20 protein-coding genes are annotated in these 19,566 nt (G+C 71.9%); 5 read left to right on the plus strand and 15 right to left on the minus strand.

Annotation, left to right across the window (positions count from 1 at the left end; translation table 11 throughout):
* Positions 1-137: 137 nt before the first annotated feature.
* Positions 138-602, plus strand: a complete 465-nt coding sequence (locus ASE68_RS19285) for a VOC family protein (RefSeq protein WP_055863272.1) — start codon at positions 138-140, stop codon at positions 600-602.
* 10 nt (positions 603-612) lie between these two features.
* On the plus strand, positions 613-1,335 hold the full coding sequence (locus tag ASE68_RS19290; protein WP_055863274.1) for a helix-turn-helix domain-containing protein: 723 nt from the start codon (positions 613-615) through the stop codon (positions 1,333-1,335).
* A gap of 116 nt (positions 1,336-1,451) precedes the next feature.
* Here the strand turns inward: ASE68_RS19290 and ASE68_RS19295 are convergent, their stop codons facing one another.
* The 4 genes from ASE68_RS19295 to ASE68_RS19310 form a co-directional block, all read right to left on the minus strand.
* The gene (locus ASE68_RS19295) at positions 1,452-1,817 is read right to left on the minus strand and encodes a cupin domain-containing protein (protein WP_055863277.1); all 366 of its coding nucleotides are present in this window, start codon (positions 1,815-1,817) and stop codon (positions 1,452-1,454) included.
* Entirely contained in the window at positions 1,814-3,262 is a 1,449-nt protein-coding gene (locus ASE68_RS19300; protein ID WP_055863279.1) for an FAD-binding oxidoreductase, read from the minus strand. Before ASE68_RS19300 ends, ASE68_RS19295 begins: the two co-directional genes overlap by 4 nt.
* A gap of 147 nt (positions 3,263-3,409) precedes the next feature.
* Positions 3,410-4,963, minus strand: coding sequence for a helix-turn-helix transcriptional regulator (locus tag ASE68_RS19305; RefSeq protein ID WP_082462537.1), 1,554 nt, complete (start codon positions 4,961-4,963; stop codon positions 3,410-3,412).
* 208 nt (positions 4,964-5,171) lie between these two features.
* Complete coding sequence (locus tag ASE68_RS19310) at positions 5,172-5,600, minus strand: VOC family protein (protein ID WP_055863281.1); 429 nt, start codon at positions 5,598-5,600, stop codon at positions 5,172-5,174.
* A 103-nt stretch (positions 5,601-5,703) separates the two neighbouring features.
* On the opposite strand from ASE68_RS19310, the gene ASE68_RS19315 reads away from it, so the two are divergent.
* On the plus strand, positions 5,704-6,756 hold the full coding sequence (locus ASE68_RS19315) for a YafY family protein (protein ID WP_055863283.1): 1,053 nt from the start codon (positions 5,704-5,706) through the stop codon (positions 6,754-6,756).
* Positions 6,757-6,763: 7 nt separating this feature from the next.
* On the opposite strand, the gene ASE68_RS19320 is transcribed toward ASE68_RS19315, so the two are convergent.
* Complete coding sequence (locus ASE68_RS19320; protein ID WP_055863448.1) at positions 6,764-7,327, minus strand: cysteine hydrolase family protein; 564 nt, start codon at positions 7,325-7,327, stop codon at positions 6,764-6,766.
* Positions 7,328-7,438: 111 nt separating this feature from the next.
* On the opposite strand from ASE68_RS19320, the gene ASE68_RS19325 reads away from it, so the two are divergent.
* Positions 7,439-8,263 carry a dienelactone hydrolase family protein gene (locus ASE68_RS19325; RefSeq protein WP_200921799.1) on the plus strand — a complete coding sequence of 275 codons (825 nt, stop codon included), beginning with the start codon at positions 7,439-7,441 and terminating at the stop codon, positions 8,261-8,263.
* 26 nt (positions 8,264-8,289) lie between these two features.
* On the opposite strand, the gene ASE68_RS19330 is transcribed toward ASE68_RS19325, so the two are convergent.
* The gene (locus tag ASE68_RS19330) at positions 8,290-8,775 is read right to left on the minus strand and encodes a helix-turn-helix domain-containing protein (RefSeq protein ID WP_082462538.1); all 486 of its coding nucleotides are present in this window, start codon (positions 8,773-8,775) and stop codon (positions 8,290-8,292) included.
* Positions 8,776-8,846: 71 nt separating this feature from the next.
* Between ASE68_RS19330 and ASE68_RS19335 the strand changes: the two genes are divergently transcribed.
* A complete protein-coding gene (locus tag ASE68_RS19335) occupies positions 8,847-9,707 on the plus strand; it encodes an NAD-dependent epimerase/dehydratase family protein (protein ID WP_055863454.1) in 861 nt (286 codons plus the stop codon).
* Positions 9,708-9,762: 55 nt separating this feature from the next.
* Here the strand turns inward: ASE68_RS19335 and ASE68_RS19340 are convergent, their stop codons facing one another.
* The 9 genes from ASE68_RS19340 to ASE68_RS19380 all read right to left on the minus strand — a co-directional run bounded on the left by ASE68_RS19340 (position 9,763) and on the right by ASE68_RS19380 (position 19,529).
* Positions 9,763-11,418 (minus strand): amidohydrolase, encoded by a 1,656-nt coding sequence (locus ASE68_RS19340; protein WP_055863285.1) that lies wholly within the window; start codon positions 11,416-11,418, stop codon positions 9,763-9,765.
* 107 nt (positions 11,419-11,525) lie between these two features.
* Positions 11,526-12,389, minus strand: coding sequence for an ABC transporter permease (locus tag ASE68_RS19345; RefSeq protein ID WP_055863287.1), 864 nt, complete (start codon positions 12,387-12,389; stop codon positions 11,526-11,528).
* A complete protein-coding gene (locus ASE68_RS19350) occupies positions 12,386-13,324 on the minus strand; it encodes an ABC transporter permease (RefSeq protein WP_055863289.1) in 939 nt (312 codons plus the stop codon). The genes ASE68_RS19345 and ASE68_RS19350 overlap by 4 nt, the downstream gene beginning before the upstream one ends.
* Complete coding sequence (locus ASE68_RS19355) at positions 13,317-14,495, minus strand: spermidine/putrescine ABC transporter substrate-binding protein (protein ID WP_055863291.1); 1,179 nt, start codon at positions 14,493-14,495, stop codon at positions 13,317-13,319. The genes ASE68_RS19350 and ASE68_RS19355 overlap by 8 nt, the downstream gene beginning before the upstream one ends.
* Positions 14,496-14,520: 25 nt before the next feature.
* Complete coding sequence (locus ASE68_RS19360) at positions 14,521-15,705, minus strand: ABC transporter ATP-binding protein (protein ID WP_055863293.1); 1,185 nt, start codon at positions 15,703-15,705, stop codon at positions 14,521-14,523.
* Between the two features lie 251 nt (positions 15,706-15,956).
* Positions 15,957-17,144 (minus strand): ABC transporter permease, encoded by a 1,188-nt coding sequence (locus tag ASE68_RS19365; protein WP_055863294.1) that lies wholly within the window; start codon positions 17,142-17,144, stop codon positions 15,957-15,959.
* Positions 17,141-17,863, minus strand: coding sequence for an ABC transporter ATP-binding protein (locus tag ASE68_RS19370; RefSeq protein WP_055863296.1), 723 nt, complete (start codon positions 17,861-17,863; stop codon positions 17,141-17,143). Before ASE68_RS19370 ends, ASE68_RS19365 begins: the two co-directional genes overlap by 4 nt.
* A complete protein-coding gene (locus ASE68_RS19375; protein ID WP_055863298.1) occupies positions 17,860-18,984 on the minus strand; it encodes an efflux RND transporter periplasmic adaptor subunit in 1,125 nt (374 codons plus the stop codon). Before ASE68_RS19375 ends, ASE68_RS19370 begins: the two co-directional genes overlap by 4 nt.
* Entirely contained in the window at positions 18,981-19,529 is a 549-nt protein-coding gene (locus ASE68_RS19380; RefSeq protein WP_055863300.1) for a hypothetical protein, read from the minus strand. Before ASE68_RS19380 ends, ASE68_RS19375 begins: the two co-directional genes overlap by 4 nt.
* Positions 19,530-19,566: the final 37 nt, after the last annotated feature.

Below are 19,566 nucleotides of genomic sequence, written 5' to 3' on the forward strand. Positions count from 1 at the left end.
CCGCGGCATCCGCATGCCATGCCGTGACGCCGGGCCGCGGCATCCGAAACCACCTTCACTTGCTATTGACAAGTGCACTTGCAAAGAGCAAGCTGGGTCGTACGAACACCCCAGACGACGCTCCTGAGGAGGAGATCATGACCGCGACCAGCATCTTCGTGAACTTTCCCACCACCGACCTCGATCGCGCGAAGGCGTTCTACGAGGCGCTCGGGTTCCGCATCAATCCCGACTTCACCGACGAGAACGCCGCGTGCGTCGTGCTCAGCGACACGATCTACTTCATGGTGCTGAAGCGCGAGTACCTCGCCACCTTCACCGACAAGCAGATCATCGACCCGAAGACGCACGCGCAGATGTCGATCGCCCTGAGCCGCGACTCGCGCGACGAGGTCGACGAGGTGCTCGCCAAGGGCCTCTCCGCCGGTGGCAGCGAGCCCCGCCCCGCCCAGGACCTCGGCTTCATGTACTCGCGCGACCTCGACGACCCCGACGGCAACAACCTCTCGTTCCTGTTCATGGAGCAGGCGGCCGCCGAGCAGGGCCCCGACGCCTACCTGGCCGAGCAGGGGGCTGATCAGCCGTCGGCCGCGACGGCGTAGCCGCCACCGCATGGCGACACGCGGCGCGCGCGGATACGGCCAGTACGGCGGAGCGGCGAGGGCGCTCGAGCGGGTCGGCGACCGATGGGCATTGCTCATCGTTCGCGACCTGCTCGTCGGCCCCCGACGCTACGGCGACCTGAAGGCCGGACTGCCCCGGATCCCCACCAACATCCTGAGCGACCGGCTCAAGGAGTTGCAGGAGGCCGGGGTGCTCCGGCGTGTGCCGACCGTTCGCGGCGGCTACGAGCTCACCCCGCTCGGCCGCGACCTCGAGCCCGTCATCACGGCCCTCGAGCGCTGGGGGTGGAGCGTGCTCGGCGCACCCGGCGACGACGAGACGGTCAGCGCCGACTCCCTCGCCTTCGCGCTGCGCGCCGCGTTCCGAGCGGATGCCGCGGCCGCCCTCCCGCCGACCGAGTACGTACTGCACGTGGGCCCCGTCTCCCTGTCGGCGATCGTCGTCGGCCGAACACTCGACGTCGTGCCCGTCGGTGCCGGAGCGCTGCCGCAGCCCCGCCGCCGCTCAGCGCTGGAGCCCGTGCCGTCGGGCGTGCTCGAACTCCTCGTGGAGCCGGGCGCCCTGCCCGGCCTGCTGTCGGGCGCGCCCGAGGGTGAGCGCGGGCTGACGGTCGTCGCGGGCGGCGACGAGTTGCTCGAGCGGTTCGGCACCACGTTCCGCATCGAACCGGCGACGCCGACGACGGATGCCGAGGGCGCCGTCGCTGCGTAGGCGGGCAGCCGTGCGCGTCGCGTCGATGCGAGCTGATGTTCGACGAAACCGGTCGAGGCGGTTGCTGTCGGCCTCCTGAGGAGGTTACGGCGCGACGTAGACCTTGCGCAGCAAGGTTACGGCGCGACGTAGACCTTGCGCAGCGTCTCGCGCACCGTCCACACGGTGCGCATGCCGGCCTCGAGCCGCACGACCGAACCCGGCGCCAGCTCGATCGACGGCAGCTCGGGCGACTCGAAGTCGACCGTCGCGTCACCCGCGAGCACCACGAACACCTCGTCGGCCTCGATGTCGCGCATCGCGCCGGGCGTCATCTCCCAGACGCCGACCGTGCGGGCATCGTCACGTGACCGGTCGAGCACCAGGTGGCCGGTGGCCGGGGAGCCCTCGACGAGTTGATCGGCCGAGACGGGTTCATGCGGCAGCAGGGCCGTCGCGGCATCCGTCACCGTCGCGGCATCGAGGCGGTCGGTCGGCGTCATGAGTCGAACCCCAATCCGAGGGCGTCGAGGGTCTTCAGGAGCAGGTTGCGACGGCCGCCGTCGTGGTCGGCCCGATCGAGCGACCAGCGGGTCGCATTGATGCCGATCGAGGCGGCGGGCTCGGGCGGGAACGGCAGCGGCCGCTTGCGCACCATCGCCAGCTGCGTGCGCTCGTTCTCGCGGCGCTCGAGCAGGTCGAGCATCGTCTCCGCGGCGAAGCGGGTCGACCCGACGCCGAGCCCGGTGAACCCGGCGGCGTAGGCCACCCGGTGGTCGCGGGCCGTGCCGAAGAACGCCGTGAACTGCGTGCTCGTGTCGATCGCGCCCGCCCACTGGTGGCTGAACTGCAGCCCCTCGAGCTGTGGGAACGTCGTGAAGAAGTGGCTCGCGAGCGTCTGCCACGTCTCGGGGCGTCGCTCGTAGCTGCTGCGCACCCGTCGCCCGTAGTGGTAGATCGCGTCGTACCCGCCGAACAGGATGCGGTTGTCCTTCGAGAGGCGGTAGTAGTGGAACTGGTTCGCCATGTCGCCGATGCCCTGGCGGTCGTTCCAGCCGATGTCGGCCAGCTGCTGCGGCGAGAGCGGCTCGGTCATGAGCACGTAGTCGTAGACCGGCACGGTCATGAGCCGGTTGCGCTTGAGCAGCGACGGGAACACGTTCGTGGCCAGCACTGCGTGCGTGGCGTCGACGCGGCCGCCCTCGGTGATCACGGAGACGGCGCCCGTCGAGCCCGGCGTCTCGAGGCGCTGCACGGGGGAGTGCTCGAAGACCTCGACACCGAGCTCCTCGGCCACGCGGGCGAGCTCGGACGCGAGCCTCGCGGGGTGCAGCATGCCGTTCGTGCGCTTCTCCCACACGCCGGCGAGGTAGGTCGGCGAGGCGACGGAGGCCTGCACCTCGCGCTCGTCGAGGAACACGACACTGTCGTCGCCCTCGGCGACCGCGTCGGCGTGCATCTCGCGCAACCACTCGACCTGGTGCTCCTCGATCGCCGGAGCCAGCTGCCCCGTGCGCTCGAAGTGGAAGTCGATGCCGAGCTCGGCCTCCGACGCCTCGATCGCGTCGAGGTTCTCGAGTCCGAGGCGCGTGAGGGTGGGCATCTCGTCGGGCCAGCGCGACATGCCGTTCTCGTGGCCGTGCGTGAGGCTCGCCTCGCAGAACCCGCCGTTGCGGCCGGAAGCGGCCCAGCCGATCGACTTCGCCTCGATGAGCACGACGCGAGCGTTCGGGTTGCGGCGCTTGGCGAGCACCGCGCTCCAGAGGCCCGTGTAGCCGCCGCCGACGACCACGAGGTCGGCGACCCGGGTGCCCGCGAGCTTCGGCCGCCCGCCCGTGGCGCCCTCGGGCAGGTCCTCGAGCCAGAAGACGGCATGACGGGTCGGCTTCAGTGCATGCTCGACGACGGATGCCGGGGGTCGGCGTCGTTCGAATACGGTCGTTCCCACGGGGTATCACTCCGATGCGGTTGTGTGGATCCATCCTCCCGCGCCGTGCGCGGGCGGCGCCAGTGGCCGCTGTCTCGACATCCGCTCGCCTCCGGACAGGCTGTGCCGCGGACCGGCCGCGCGGACCGGTCGGGGGTCGCCGGCAGGTCAGGCGCTCGGCGCGTGCGCCTCGAGGAACTGGAACACCTCGGTCTGGTCGACCCCGGGGAACGTGCCGGTCGGCAGCGCTGCGAGCAACGAGGTGGGCGTGCGCGCGGCCGGCCACGAGGCATCCGCCCACCGCTCTGCGAGCCCGGCCGGCGCCTGGCAGCACGACGGGTCGGGGCAGCGTGAAACCGCACGATGCGGTGTCTCGCGCCCGCGGAACCACTTGACATGCTCGAACGGCACGCCGACCGAGACCGAGTACTCGCCCTCCTTCGCCTTCTCGATGCGCGAGGTGCACCAGAACGTGCCCGATGACGTGTCGGTGTACTGGTACCAGGGGCTGAAGCGGTCCTCGACGTCGAACACCGTGCGGGCGGTCCAGTTGCGGCACATCGTGGTGCCCTCGATCGCGCCCAACGCGTCGGACGGGAACCGCACGCGGTCGTTCTCGTAGGCCTTGATGATGGTGCCCGACTCGTGCACCTTCGTGAAGTGCACGGGGATGTCGAGACGTGCCGTCGCGACGTTCGTGAACCGGTGCGCGGCGGTCTCGTAGGACACGGCGAACGCGTCGCGGAGGTCCTCCATCGAGATGCGGCGCAGGTTCTTCGCCTCGGTGAGGAAGCGCACGGTCGCCTGCTCGGGCAGGAGGATCGCGGCGGTGAGATAGTTCGTCTCGATGCGCTGCCGCAGGAACTCGGCATAGTCGCGCGGCTCGTGGTGCCCGAGCAGGTGCGAGGCGAGCGCCTGCAGGATCGGCGAGCGGGAGTCCCGCGACGGCGACTGCGCCGTCGGCAGGTAGACGCGCCCGTTGCGCTTGTCGGTCACCGACCGGGTCGAGTGCGGCAGGTCGCCCACATAGTGCAGCGAGTAGCCGAGGTGCCCGGCCATGTCGGCGACGAGCTGGTGCGAGACCGGTCCGCCCGTGTGGCCGACGGCCTCGAGCAGCTCGGCCGCCTTGGCCTCGAGCTCGGGGTAGAAGTTGTCGCGTGCGCGCATCTCGGCGCGCAGCTGGGCGTTGGCGCGACGCGCCTCCTCGGGCGTCGCCGCCCGCTCGCGGTGCAGTCGGTCGATCTCCTGGTGCAGCGCGAGGATCGTCGTGAGCGTCTGGTCGCTCATGCCCTTCGCGACCCGGAACGACGGAAGGCCCAGCGCCGCGAAGACCGGCCCGCGCTGGGCGCGTTCGACGGCGATCTCGAGCGCCGCGCGTTCGGACGGGGCATCCGTCTTCAGCAGCTCGTCGGCGGTGGTGCCGAGGGCGAGGGCGATCGTGCGGAGCATCGACAGGCGCGGCTCGCGCTTGCCGTTCTCGATCGCGCTGACCTGCGACGGCGCCCGCTCGATGGCGGCGGCGAGCTCGCCGAGCGTCATGCCTCGTGCGGTGCGACGCTCGCGGATGCGGCGGCCGAGCGTGAGCGCGTCGACCTCGGTGGTCGGCTCGGCGCCGGACTCGAGGCCGATCTCGGGGCGCCCGGTGCGCTCGACCACGACCGCCTGGCCTCCAGCGCGGGAGGCGGCGACGACGGGGCGGGTGCTGCGATCGGCGGTGATCATCTTTCGATGGTCACACGGGCGAGCGGATGCCGCAAACAGAACTCTTGCCGAATTTCTGCCGCGATGGCGGAAACCCGCGCTGATCCGCGCCGACCGGTGGATTCGGAACGGGAAGAAGTTCGGAGATTCCGTCGCAGTGCAGGAGATGCCGCGGGCGAGGCGCCGGCACGCGGCATCCGCTCTGCTGTTCGGCACGGCGACGACGGCCTCAGGCCGTGGCCGGCGCGGCCTCGGCGCCGAGCATCTCGAGGTAGTGCGTGTTCGTCATCACGCCGAGCACCGTGCCGAACGGGTCGATGACCGAGGCGGTGACGAAGCCGGGGCCGTGCTCGGTGATCGGCAGCAGCGGGGTCGCGCCGAGCTCGAGGAGCCGGGCGAGCGCGCCTTCGAGGTCGTCGGTGTGCCAGTGGATGATCGTGCCGCCGGTTCCGGAGGTGAGGCCGGCCGGGCTGTAGCGACGGTCGATGAAGCCGAGCTCCTGCTGGTGGTCGCCGATGCGGAACTCGACGTAGGCGGCCGTGCCGTCGGGGCCGGAGCGGGTGAAGTACGGCTCGATGCCGAGCACCTCGGCATACCAGGCGGCCGCGGCGGCGGGGTCCTCGACGTAGCAGTTGACGGTGGCGATGCCTCGCAGCATGATGACTCCTTCGGTGTGGAGCGACCCGGTGCCGCCCTGATGAATCCATACTGCTCCCGATAAGTGCTCACCTTCTGACTACTTTTCTGAGGAGAATGGAGACATGCGCGCAGACCGCCTCGTGGCCACCCTCCTCCTCATGCAGGCGCGCGGTCGCGTCACTGCGGCCGAGCTCGCCGAAGAGCTCGAGATCTCGGTCGCCACGGCACGGCGCGACCTCGAGGCGCTCTCGGCGGCGGGCATCCCCGTGTACCCCCAGGCCGGTCGCGGCGGCGGTTGGCAGTTGCTCGGCGAGGGCCGCACCGACCTCAGCGGTTTCACGGCATCCGAGGCACGTGCGCTGTTCCTGACCCTCGGCCCGCGTGCCGGCGAGAGCGAGGCGTCGCGATCGGCGCTCCGCAAGGTGATGCGCGCCCTGCCCGAGACCTTCCGGGCCGAGGCCGAGGCGGCGGCGGAGTCCGTCATCGTCGAGGCCGGCGGCTGGGGCGCGTCCGCCGTGCGCCCGGCCGCGGTCGCCGTGCTCCAGGCGGCCGTGCTCGAGCGGCGCGCGGTGCGGTTCGACTACGCCGCCTGGGGCAAGCCCGCGCGCTCGCGCACCGCGCATCCGCTCGGGCTGATCGACAAGGGCGGCACGTGGTACCTCATCGCCGAGCCGGTGCCGGATGCCGCGGGCGGCCGTGCAGGGGCGCGGGCGACGGAAGCCGCGGGCGGCCGTGACGACCACGGGCGCGCGCCCGAGACATCCGCAACCGCGTTGCGCAGTTACCGCGTGGATCGCCTGACGGACGCCGAGGCGCTCGACGAGCGGTTCGACCCGCCGGTCGGCTTCGACCTCGATGCGGCGTGGGCGGAGCTCAGCGCCGACGTCGGGCGGGCCCGCACGCGCGCGACCGCGACGGTGCTGGTCGACGCGGCGGTGCTCGACGAGTTCCGTGGATGGGTCGGGGGAACCGAGCTCGTCGACGGCGTCGCGCCCGACCCGACCGGGCGGGTGCTCGTGCGCGTCACGGCGCCGAGCGAGGAGGCGCTGGCCAGGCGGCTCTGCGCGTGGATCGAGGGCGCCGAGGTCGTCGAGCCCGATGGCGTGCGCCGGCGGCTCGCCGCGTTCGGCGCCCGCCTCGTCGAGGCCTACGGCCCGTCGGTCACGGCCGGCTGACGCGGCCTCAGGCCGAGGTGTCCGAGCCGAGCAGCTCGTCGACGCTCACGACCTCGGCGTAGCTGTCGCCGAGGGCGGCCATGAACGCCGCATGCACCTGGGCGGCGGGCACGACCTCGTCGCCGAACGTCAGGTCGGGGGCCGCGCACGCGTCGTGCGCGACGGTCACCGAGTAGCCGCGGTCGGCCGCGGCGCGAACGGTCGCGTCGATGCACATGCTCGACATCATGCCGACGATCACGACGCCGTCGGTGTCGGCGCCGGCCGCGCGCAGGCGCTCGTCGAGGTCCGTCTCGAGGAACGAGTTCGGGTGCGCCTTGACGACGACGGGCTCGCCCTCGGCGGGTGCGACGAGCGGATGGATCTCGACGCCGGCGGTGCCGGGCGCGAAGAACGCGGCATCCGGGGCATCCCACACGTGCTGCACGTGCACGACCGGCTGGCCCGCCTCGCGGTGCGACGCGAGCAGGCGGGCTGCGGCCGCGGCGGCGGCCTCGGGGCCGACGAGCGGATGCGCGCCGCCAGGGAAGTAGTCGTTCTGGATGTCGATGATGAGCAGGGTGCGAGTCACGCGAGTCACGCTAGCCCAACGGCGGCCGGCGCGGCACCGTCGGAGCGGCGTCCGTCAGGGGGATGGCGCCCGCCCTAGGCTGGCCGCATCCCGACCGAGCGGAGGCCGCCAGTGACCGAGGTCGACACGGTGCCCGAGCTCAGCCGGTGGCGACGCACGATGGTCTCCGACGGCACGCTGGCGGTCGAGTGCCTCGAACGCGGCGACGGCCCGGGCGTCATCCTGCTGCCCGAGATCCCGGGCATCATGCCGGGCACGATCGCGCTCGGCGACCTGCTCGTCGAACAGGGGTTCACCGTCGTGATGCCGTCGCTCTTCGGCGTTCCGGGGCGACGGCCGGGCAAGCTCGGCCAGGCCGCGGCCGTGGCGAAGCTCTGCGTCATGGCGGAGTTCCGCGCGTTCTCGCTCGACCTCAGAGGACCGGTGACCGACTTCCTCCGCCTCGTGGCCGCCGAGCTCGCCGCGCGCACCCCCGGTCGCGGCGTCGGCATGGTCGGCATGTGCTTCACCGGGGGGTTCGCGATCGCGACGGCGGTGACGACCGACGACATCGCGGCCACCGTCGTGAGCCAACCCGCAGCCCCGTTCCCGGTGAGCCCCTCGCGGGCGAGGAGCATCGGCGTGCCCGCCGGCGAGCTCGAGCAGTATGCGGCATCCCGCATCGACCAGCCGGCGTGCGTGCTCGGGCTGCGCTTCTCGCGCGACCGCACGTCGGGCGACGCGAGACTCGTCGCCCTCGAGCGCCACCTCGGACGCGCCGCGCGGATCGTGCGCATCCCGTCGGGACGCGACAGCACCGACGGCACGCCCGGGAGCGCGCATTCCGTGCTCACGCGCGGCGTGCGCGAAGACCCGCCGAACCGCGCGTTCGAGGAGCGCGAGCACGTGTTCGCGTTCCTCCACGAGCGGCTCGGGCCGGCTGAGGCGCCTGGCTGAGGCGCCTGGCTGAGGCGTCCGACGGATCAGGCCGAAGCGGCACGCTCCCGCGAGGCGAGCACCTCGGGCACGTGCTGCTCGGCCCACTCCCGCATGGCCTGGATGGGCTCGAGCAGCGAGACCCCGAGCGGGGTGAGGGAGTACTCGACGCGCGGCGGCGAGTCCTGGAAGGCGCGACGGTCGATGAGCCCATCGTCCTCGAGCGCCCGCAGGGTCTCGGTGAGCACCTTGGGCGTCACGCGCCCGACCTGAGACTTCAGCTCCGTGAACCTGAGCGTTCCCGCACGCGCGAGCGCCAGGATCACGAGCATGGTCCAGCGCTCGCCGATGCGGCCGAACACGACGCGGCTCGGGCAGTCGGGGGCGAGCACGCTCCACTCGTCGGCGCCGATCTCCGCCGCGCCGATCTCCGCCGCGCCGATCTCCGCCGCGACGGTCGGCCCCGCGCCGGTCGCGCCGGCACTCGTGGCCGGCCCCTGCGATCCACCTTCGGATGTGACGGAGATGCGCATCGTGTGACTCCTGGTTTCGTCGGGGGAAGTTCCGTTGAAGATACCGGACGTCGATCCGTAGCGTGATCGGCATGACCATTCTCCTCACCGGTGCGACCGGTTACATCGGATCCGCCGTCCTCGACGCCCTCCTCGCCGACGGGCACGACGTGCTCGCCCTCGTCCGCAGCGACTCGGCGGCCGAACGCGTCGCCGAGCGCGGGGCGACCCCGCTCATCGGCGACGTGACGGATGTCGCGTGGTTCGCGCGCGTGCTCGCCGACACCGACGGCGCGATCCATGCTGCGGCGCCCGATGCCGACGCCGCCGCATTCAACGAGGCCGTCGTCGACGCCGCCGTGCAGGCGTACGCCGGAACCGGCAAGCGCTTCGTGCTCACGAGCGGGGTGTGGGAGTACGGCGACGGCGTGCTCGCCGACGACGACGCCCTCGCGCCGCCCGCGCTCGTCGCGTGGCGGGTGCCGATCGAGGAGCGGCTGCTCGCGTCGGGCATCGACGGGGTGATCGTGGCGCCCGGCATCGTCTACGGCCACGGCAAGGGCCTCCTGAGCCTCGTGACCGATGCCCCCGTGACCACGTCGGGCGAGCTCGTGCTGCTCGGCGACGGCGAGCAGCACTGGTCGTTCGTGCACGTCGACGACCTCGCGCAGCTCTACGTCGTGGCGCTCACGCACGCCGACGCGGCGGGTCGCGTGATCGCCTCCGACGGTGCGCCGCAGCGGGTGCGCGCGCTCGCCGAGGCGGCGGCCGCGGCATCCGGGGCCTCCGGAGTGGCGGCCGAAACCGCCGACGCGACGCGCGAACGGCTCGGCGCCGCGTTCGCCGACGCGCTGCTGCTCGACCAGTCGGCCGACGGGGCGAAGGCCCGCTCGCTGGGCTGGATCCCGGCGCGCGCGAGCGTGCTCGACGAGGTCGTGCCCGCGACCGCCTAGCGTCCCCGCCCGACTCCGCTCAGGCGCTCGCGAGGATCGACGCGCTGGCCCTGCATCACTCGTCGGATGCCGCGTACACGCGCTCGCCCTCGACGAAGGTCGCCAGCACCCGCGTGGCCCCGATCTGCGACGCCGGCCCGGCGAACGGGTCGCGGTCGAGCACGACGAGGTCGGCGTACTTGCCGACCTCGATCGTGCCGGTCACGTCGTCGAGGTGGTTCACGTACGCCGATCCCGCCGTGTAGGCGGTGAGCGAGGTGGCGAGGTCGATCGCCTGCTCGGGCAGGAACACGTCGAACGCTCCCTCCTCGTACCCGGGCGCGGCGACCCGGTTCACGGCCACGTGGATCGCCGCGAGCGGGTTCGGCGTCGAGACCGACCAGTCGCTGCCGGCCGCGAGCACCGCGCCGGAGCGCTGGAGGTCGCCGAACGGGTACTGCCAGGCGTCGCGCGGTGAGCCGAGGAACGGCAGCGTGAGTTCGACCATCTGCGGCTCGAGCGCGGCCCAGAGCGACTGCATGTTCGCCACGACGCCGAGCTCGCGGAACCGGCGGATGTCGTCGGGGTGCACCACCTGGATGTGCGCGATGTGGTGCCGGTGGTCGTTGCGGCCGTTCGCGGCGATCGCCTGCTCGACGGCGTCGAGGCATTCGCGCACGGCGCGGTCGCCGATGGCGTGGAAGTGCAGCTGGAACCCGAGGGCGTCGAGCTCAGCGGCGGCCGGCCCCAGCACGGCGGGGTCGACGAACGAGATGCCCGAGTTGTCGGTGAAATGGCCGTGCCCGTCGCAGTACGGCTCGAGCATCGCCGCGGTGTAGTTCTCGGCCACGCCGTCCTGCATGATCTTGATGCTCGTCGCGGCGAATCGGCCGGCCCGGTACTGCGCGCGCTTCTCGACGAGCTCGTCGATCTGCTCGAGGCCGCGCAGGCGGTCCCACCAGATCGCGCCCACGACGCGTCCGGTCAGCTTGCCCGACTCCGCGGCGCGCACGTAGGCGGGGCCGGGGTCGCCCGCGTCGCCGTACGTGCCGACGATCGCGTCCTGCCACGCGGTGATGCCGAACGAGTGCAGGTACTCCTGCCCGAGCAGCAGCGCCCGCTCGAGCTCCTCGTCTCTCGTGCGGGGCAGCAACCGGTTGACGAGGCCCATCGCGCCCTCGTGCAGGGTTCCGGACGGCGCGCCGGAGGCGTCACGTTCGATGCGGCCATCGCTCGGGTCGGGCGTGTCCCGGTCGATGCCCGCGAGCCTCAAGGCGGTCGAGTTCACCCAGGCGCCGTGCCCGTCGCGGTTCGGCAGGAACGCCGGGCGGTCGGGCACGACCAGGTCGAGGTCGGCCGCCGTGGGGGTGCCGCCCGGGAACGCCGACATCGACCAGCCGCCGCCGAGGATCCACTCGGCTTCCGGGTTCGCCGCCGCGTACGCGGCAATCTGCGCGAGGTACGCGTCGCGCGACTCGAGCTCGGCGAGGTTGCAGCGCATGAGGTCGAGCCCGCCCCACACCGGGTGCACGTGCGCATCCTGGAAGCCGGGCACGAGCATGCGCCCCGCGAGGTCGACGTGCTCGGTGCGTGGCCCGATGAGCTCGCGCACCTCGTCGTGCCCGACGGCGACGATGCGTCCGCCGGTCACCGCGACGGCGCTCGCGCGCGTTCGCTGCGTGGTCGCGGTGAAGACGGGGCCGCCGGAGAAGACGAGGTCGGCGTGGGTCATGGTGCTCCTTTCACGGCGCGCAGCACGCGCGCATGCGACATCCGGATGCCGCGTGGTGAGCCCGCTGCGCGCGGGCGTCGTGTTCGGTCGGTACGTCGGCGGATGCCTCAGCCGCCGCCCATCGTGCGCGCGATGTCGGCGGCCGAATCGCCGGCCCGCCGGAGCACGACGGCAACGAGGCCGAGGGCGATCAGCGTGAGCACGAGCATGATCGTCGACACCGCCGCGATCTCGGGGCGCAGGCCGCTGCGCAACGCGCTCAGCACGTACACGGGCCACGGCGTGGAGCCGGACACCGAGACGAACGCCGCGATGACGGTGTTGTCGAGGCTGAGCGTGAACGACAGCAGGAAGCCCGACAGCACGGCCGGCATGGCGAGCGGCAGCGTGACCTTGGCGAACGTGCGCACCGGCGTCGCGTACAGGTCGGCCGACGCCTCCTCGAGATTCGCCTCCTGGCCCACCAGCCGCGCCCGCACCAGGTACGACACGACCGCGACCGAGAACAGCGAATGGCCGATCACGAGCCGCACGATGCCGTCGTTGAAGATCGACATCCCGAGGTCCTGGCCGAGGAACACCATCCACGGCAGCAGGGCCACCGCGTCGACGATCTCGGGCGTCACCGAGACGAGCAGCAGCAGGCCCAGGAACCACCACACCCACTTGCCCGGATGCCGCGCCATCGCGATGCCCGCGAGCGTGCCGAGCAGCGTGGCCACGAGGGCGGCGATGAAGCCCGTCTGCACCGAGATCCACACGGCGTCGCGGATCGCGGGCTTCGCGAGCAGTGCGACGAACGAGTCGAACCCGAAGTGGTCCCACGAGACGAGCAGGCGCCCCACGTTGAACGACGAGACGATGATCACGAGGATCGGCGCGAACAGGAAGACGAGCACGAGCACGCCCCACACGTTGAACGCGACATCCGACCACGCCTTGCGGGCCCGCTGGACCGTTCGATCGGTCATGCGCCGACCTCCTCACGAATCGAAGCGGATGCCGCGGGCGCCGTCGTCGCGGTCGCAGCCGGCCCGATCACCAAGCGGTTTCGGGCCCGGAACGGCCACGAGACGAGCCACACGATGCCGGCGCCGACCGCCGCGCTCAGCAGGATCACGAAGATCAGCACGACCGCCATCGCCGAGCCGAGCGCCCAGTTCTGCGCGGTCTGGAACTGGCTCGCGACCAGCTGCCCGACCATGTTGCCCTTGGCGCCGCCCAACACGGTCGCCGTGATGTAGTCGCCCATGAGCGGGATGAACACGAGCAGGACGCCTGCGATCACGCCGGGTTGCGCGAGCGGCAGCGTGACGCGGAAGAAGGTCGCCCACTTGCCGGCACCCAGGTCCTTCGATGCCTCGCGAAGCGGGCCGTTGACCCGGTCGAATGCCACGAACAGCGGCAGGATCATGAGCGGCAGGTAGTTGTAGACCACGCCGAGCAGCACCGCGCCGCGGGTGTTCAGGATCGCGAGCGGCTCGAACCCGATCACCTGCAGTGCGGACGACAGCCAGCCGTCGGGCGAGAGGATCACCTGCCAGCCGATGGTGCGCACCAGGAAGTTGGTCCAGAACGGCACCATGACGAGCGCGACCAGCAGGCCGCGACGCGACGGCGGCGCCTTGACCGCCATCCAGTAGGCGACCGGCAGGCCGATGAGGAAGCACAGCACGGTGCCCGCCACGCCGACCCAGAGCGTGTTCAGGAACGTGGCGAAGAAGGCCGGGTCGAGCACCTCGGCGTACCGGTCGAACGAGAGCCGGTCGGTGGCCTGCGTCGCGAAGATGCTCGGCTTGTACCCGAAGCTGAACCACACGACCATGCCCACGGGGGCGATGAAGAAGACCAGCAGCCACGCCCACGCGGGCAGGGCCAGCAGGAATCCGGGGGATCGTCTACGCACCGGCGGCCGCCTTCATCTTGTTCCAGATCTGCACGATCCGTTCCTGCGCCTCGGTGAGCTCGCCCTCGTGCATCGTGGCGAGCTGCTCGCGCGTGAAGAACACGAGGTCGAGCATCGGCAGCCCGGCTTCCGCCGCGGCCTGCTCGGCGTCCTTCGCACCCGTGTGGTAGCCGATGTAGTCGAGTTCGTCGAGGGCGTTCTCGGGGGTGAGCACGTAGTTGATGAACGCGTGCGCGGCTTCGGGGTGCGGGGCGCCGGAGGGGATCGCCCAGTTGTCCATCCAGAGCTCGGTGGCCGGCGAGCCGAGCACGAACCTCCAACGGTCGGGGTCGGGGCTCTCGAGGATCCCGAGGCGCGCATCGCCGTTGTAGGACTGCATGAGCATCTGCGTCGCCTGCGGGATCGCGCCGCCGCCCGGGTACGGGTCGAACGCCGAGATGTGCGGGGCGAGCTCGTCGACGAGGAACTTCTCGGCCGCGTCGAGCTCCGCGTCGTCGGTCGTGGTCCACGGAATGCCGTTGGCCCAGAAGTACAGCCCCGTGAGCACGGCGGGGTCGTCGAGCACCGAGGTCTTGCCGCTCGCCTCGTTCTGCGCCGCGTCGATGAAGTCGTTCCAGTCCTTCAGCTCGCGGTCGATCAGGGTCACGTCGTAGACGAACCCGGTCGTGCCCCACGCCTTGCAGATCGAGTACTCGTTGTCGGGGTCCCATACGCGGCCGAGGAACGCGGGGTCGACGTACTCGATGTTCGGGATCAGGTCGCGATTGAGCTTGGACAGGAGTCCGTGCTCGGCCATCTGCGCGACGAACGTGCCGGTGGGCACGACGATGTCGTAGCCGCTCGTGCCGCGCGCGCCGACGAGCTTGGCGACCATCTCCTCGTTCGAGTTGAACGCGGAGAGCGACACCTTCGGACCGAGGTCGGCCGTGAAGGCGTCGAGCACGTCGGGGGCGTCGTAGTCGCCCCACGTGTAGATCGAGAGGCGGTCCTCGAGTGGGGCGCCGGATGCGCGGGTCGTCGTCGGCGAGCCGGTCGGGGCGCACGCGGCGAGGGCCGCGGTCGTGCCCGCCGCTGCGGCGAAGCTCAGGAAGCGGCGACGCGTGAGCTCGCGGCGGATCGTCTTCGCCGCGCCGGCCGGCGCGAGGATGCGGATGTCGGGTTCGGGTGCCATTCGGTGCTCCTGCTCCTGCTCGTGCTCAGGCCGTCGGGGGCGCGACGTAGCCGCCCGCGCTCGCCGCATCGTCGGACGGGAAGAGCAGCACGCTCTCGGCCCGCCACGAGCACTCCACCGGGTCGCCGACCGAGAGCTGCGGCGCGTCGGGCGATGGCCTGCGCACGATCAGGCTCTGGTCGTCGCCGAGCTGCACGAGGTACTGCATCGTCTCGCCCTGGTGCGAGACGCCGATCAAGGTGCCGCGAGCGGTGTTCACGGCACCGGATGCCGCGGCCGGGTCGATTGCGGAGATCTCGACGAACTCCGGGCGCACCGCCGCCTGCCCGCTACCGCCTTCGGGCAGCGCGGCCGTCGAGGCGCTCACCTTGGCGTGCGGCGCGTCGATCGACGAGCCGCCGTCGACGACCTCGCCCCGGAAGAAGTTCTGCTGGCCGACGAAGGCGGCGACGTAGGCCGAGGCAGGCCGTGCGTAGACCGTGTCGGCGTCGGCGAGCTGCTCGATGCGCCCGCTGCGCATGATCGCGATGCGGTCGCTCATCGACAGCGCCTCGCCCTGGTCGTGGGTGACGAACACGAACGTGATGCCGAGGCGGGACTGCAGCAGCTTCAGCTCGAGCTGCATCTCCTCGCGCAGTTGCCGGTCGAGTGCGCCGAGGGGCTCGTCGAGCAGCAGGACCGAGGGGCGGTTCACCAGCGCCCGTGCGAGCGCGACGCGCTGCTGCTGGCCGCCGGAGAGCTGCGTCGGCCTGCGGTCGGCGAAGCCGCGCATCTGCGCGAGGTCGAGGGCGTCGACGACGCGCTGGCGGATCTCCGACTTCGGCGTTCGGCGCTGCTGCAGCCCGTACGCGACGTTCTCGGCGACCGACAGGTGCGGGAACAGCGCGTACGCCTGGAACACCGTGTTCACATCGCGCCGATACGGCGGAACGCCGAGCACCGACCGACCGGAGACGCGGATGTCACCGGCATCCGGATGCTCGAAACCCGCGATCATGCGCAGGGTCGTGGTCTTGCCGCAGCCGGAGGGGCCGAGCAGCGAGATGAACTCGCCCGGCTGGATCGTGAGCGAGAGGCGGTCGACCGCGGTGGCGTCGCCGTACTGTTTCGTGACCGAGTCGATGACGACGGTTCCGGGTGCTTCGCCGTGAGGTGCTCCGACGCCGGGAGCCGTTCCGCCGCCGGCCTCGATCGTGGTTGCCGTGGTCATCTGATGACGCCTCCTGTTCACCCGCGCAGCATCGCGCCGGAGGGCCATTCAATCTCCGCGGTCGCCGCCGTGCAACGCTGCGGCACGGAATGAGACATTCCATCGGGTGCGGATGCCGCGCCCCGACAGTCCGTCTGGTCGGTCGGTTCGGTCGGTCGGTCGGGTCGATCAGGGGGCCGGGGCTCGGTCGCCGCGGAGCGATCCCGCGGCGACCGGGCCCCCGGCGACCGAACCCCCGGCGCCCCGCGGCCTCAGGCGCTGAGCGCCGCCGTCGGCGAGGTGCGCGCGGCTCGCGCCGCAGGAAGGGCCCCCGCGACCGCACCGACGACGACGGTCGCGGCCACGCCCGCGACGAGCACCCCGGCCGGCACCGAGACCAGCCAGCCGTTGGCCGCGGCGATGACCGCCGTGATCGCGTATCCGATCGCGGTGCCGGCGACCCCGCCCGAGAGCGCGAGCAGCATCGCCTCGATCAGGAACTGCGACCGGATGTGGCCCCTGGTCGCCCCGAGCGATCGTCGCAGGCCGATCTCCTGCCGGCGCTCGAGCACCGTGATCACCATCGTGTTCGCCACGCCGATGCCGCCGACGAGCAGGGCGATGGAGCCGACGCCCACGAGGAGGCCCGTGAACGCCTGGTCGATCGTGTTCTTCGCCGCGAGCGCGTCGGACGGACGGCTCACCTTCACCTGGTTCGGCGACTCCGGGTTGATCGTGGCCGGCAGGAGATCGCGCACCTGTCCGACGAGGTCGTCGGCCGAGCGCTCGTAGATCACCGTCGGCGACCCGTTGAACCCGAAGAGCTCGGCGGCGATCGGCCCGCCCATCATGGCGACGGAATCGAGTTCGGGGGCGAGCGGCGAACGCTCGAGGATCCCGGCGACCGTGAACGGCGTTCCGCCGATCTCGACGGTGCTGCCGATCGTGACGATGCCGAGCCGCTCGGCGGCCGTGTCGCCGAGCACGACGACCGGGAACCGCTCGGTGGCGCCGTTGAGCCACACGCCGGAGGCGAGCTCGGTGCCCGTCGTGGTCAGCAGGTCGAGATCGGCCGCGACGGCGGACAGCCCGCCCGTGGCGCCCGGATCGATGAGGGCGTTGCGGTACACGTTCACGTCGGCGAGCGTCGCGTGCCAGCTCGCCTGCTCGACGCCGTCGATGCGCCGCACGCGATCGATCGCATCGGCGGGCAGCTCCGATTCCGCGCCGAAGAAGTCCGAGCCCGCCGACGCGGTGAGCAGGTTCGTGCCGAGCGCGGCGAGCCTCTGCTTGACGAGCGCCTCGCTCGACGTCGAGATGCCGACGACGGCGATCATCGCGGCGATGCCGATCGCGATGCCGAGGGCCGAGAGCACCGCCCGCATCGGCCTCGCGCGCAGCCCGTGCAGGCCGAGCCCGAGCAGGTCCGTGGCGCGGAGACGGGAGCGCAGGCCGTTCACGAGCGGGCTCCGGCCATGACACCGGACGCGGCGCCCGAAGCGCCTCCGGTCCCGCTCGACAGCACGCCGTCGCGGATGCCGACGCGCCGAGGCATCCGCTCGGCCACCTGCGAGTCGTGGGTGATCACGACGACCGTGGTGCCCGCGGCGTTGAGCTCGGCGAGGATCGAGACGATCGCCTCGCCCGAGCGCGTGTCGAGCGCGCCCGTCGGCTCGTCGGCGAGGAGCAGCGCCGGTTCGCCCACGACGGCACGTGCGATCGCGACGCGCTGGCGCTCGCCGCCCGACAGCTCGTTCGGGCGGTGGCGGGCGCGGGCGGCGAGGCCCACGCGCTCGAGGGCGACGGCCGCTCGCGCCCGGCGCTCCGCCTTCGGCACCCCGGCGTACAGCAGACCGGTGGCGACGTTGTCGAGCGCGGTGACGCCCTCGGCGAGGTGGTACTGCTGGAAGACGAACCCGATGGTGTGCGCGCGGAGTCCGGAGAGCTCGGCGTCGTCCATCGTGCCGGTGTCGTATCCGTCGATCTCGATCTCGCCCGAGCTCGGCCGGTCGAGCGTGCCCATGAGGTTCAACAGCGTCGACTTGCCCGAGCCGCTCGGCCCGACGATCGCGAGCATCTCGCCGCGGTCGACGTCGAGGTCGGCGTGCGAGAGGGCGACGGTGGGCGGCGAGCCGTAGGTCCGCGACACTCCGCGCATCCGGATCAGCGGGGCGCTCATTCGGGCACCACGACCTCGTCGCCCGCCTCGAGCTCGCCGCCCGTGACCTCGACGAGTCCGTCGGCGAACAGGCCGAGCTCGACCGGAACGGTCTCCACGACGCCCTTCGCCACGACCTCGACGGCGAATCCGCCGCCCGTGCGTGCGAGCAGCGCGGTGACCGGAACGAGCAGGGCGTCCTCGCGACGCACGGCGGTGAGCTCGCCGTTCACGGCGACGTCGTCGAGTCCATCGGCTGCTGCCGGGTCGTCGATCGTGATCGTGAGGGGGAGCTTCAGCTTCTTCCCGCCCTGATCGTCGTCCTGCTCGACCGGTGCTCCGACGGCACTCACCTCTCCCGGCACCGTGGCGCCGCCGGGCAGCGTCAGCTGCACCGGCGTGCCGACCGGGGCGATCGGCTCGAGGTTCGGTGCGATGAACGCGGTCACGCGCTTCACCGTGTCCGAGACCGCGATGACGGAGGCCCCGGCACCGCCGCCGATCTGCGCCTTGTGCTGGGCGACGCGCACCGCGGCAGGAGCGAACACGATGCGGCCGGGCTCGATCGCGCCGGTCTCCTCGAGGCCGAGCGATTCCTGCCAGCGCTCGATCGCGGAGGCCGTCGAGCCGGCGAACTCCTCGTCGGGCTCTCGTTCGAAGAAGCCGAGCGCGGCGAGGTTCTGCTCGAGCTGCAGCACGTCGGGGCCGTCGTCCATGCCCTCGGCGAACCCGCGCCACATCGGCAGCGCACCGATGAGGAGCACCACCGGGTCGTCGTCGACGCGGAACAGCGTCGCGCCGCGGTCGAGCACGGCGCCGGTGTCGGGCAGCCAGGTGATCGTGCCGCCGAGGCTCGTGCCGAGCTCCTGCGGGGAACCGTAGCCGAGCCGCCCGTTCAGGCGCACCCGCTCGGTGAGGTCGCCGCGGGCGACCGGGGTCGTCGCGACGTCTGCAGCCGCGTTCGCCGCGTCGCGGTCGTCCTTCGAGGATGCCGGCAGCGTCACCGCGAGCACCGCGCCGGCGATGCCGAGCACGGCGATGCAGGCGCCGGCGATCAGCCACGGGGTGCGGCGGCGCCGACGGGCGGGCTGGGGCGCCGCGGCATCCGTCATCTGGTCCTCGGTCGGCGAGTGCTCGGTCATTCCTCGTCCATCGTCGGGAAGTCGGCCTGCTTGCCGCACTCGTCGGCGTCGACCGGATCGATCTCGTCAGCCGACATCGCCTCCGTCATGCCGGCCGCGCCGTCGGGCGAGATCTCCGGGTCGTCGAAGTCGTAGCCGCGTTCGCGCAGGCACGCGGAGAAGCGAAGCGAGGCCTCGTTCATCGCCTCCTGGTCGGGCTGGCCCGGCACCGGGGGCGGATCGCCCACCTTGTCGAAGCAGGTGCGCTCGGCTGCCGCCATCGCATCGAGGTCGATCTCGTCGGGGTCGACGGCGTCGCTCGAGTCGCTCGTGCCGCCGCTGCTCGAGGAGCCGTCGGCGCCGGTCGCCATCCCGATGTCGATGCCCTCGTCCTTCATGCAGGAGGTGAATTCGGCCGACCACTCCTCGTAGGCGGCATCCGAGTCGCCCGACTTCAGTTCGGCGGAGTCCGCTCCGTTCGGGGCGCAGGCGGTCAGTGCCAGGAGCAGGCCGATGCCGGCGATGGCGAGCCCGGTGCGGGCGCCGCGGGAGGTTCGTGAGGTCATGGGTGAGTCCTTTCGATCGCGCCGCGATGGGCGCAGG

The organism is Agromyces sp. Leaf222, assembly GCF_001421565.1.
Taxonomy (GTDB): Bacteria; Actinomycetota; Actinomycetes; order Actinomycetales; family Microbacteriaceae; genus Agromyces.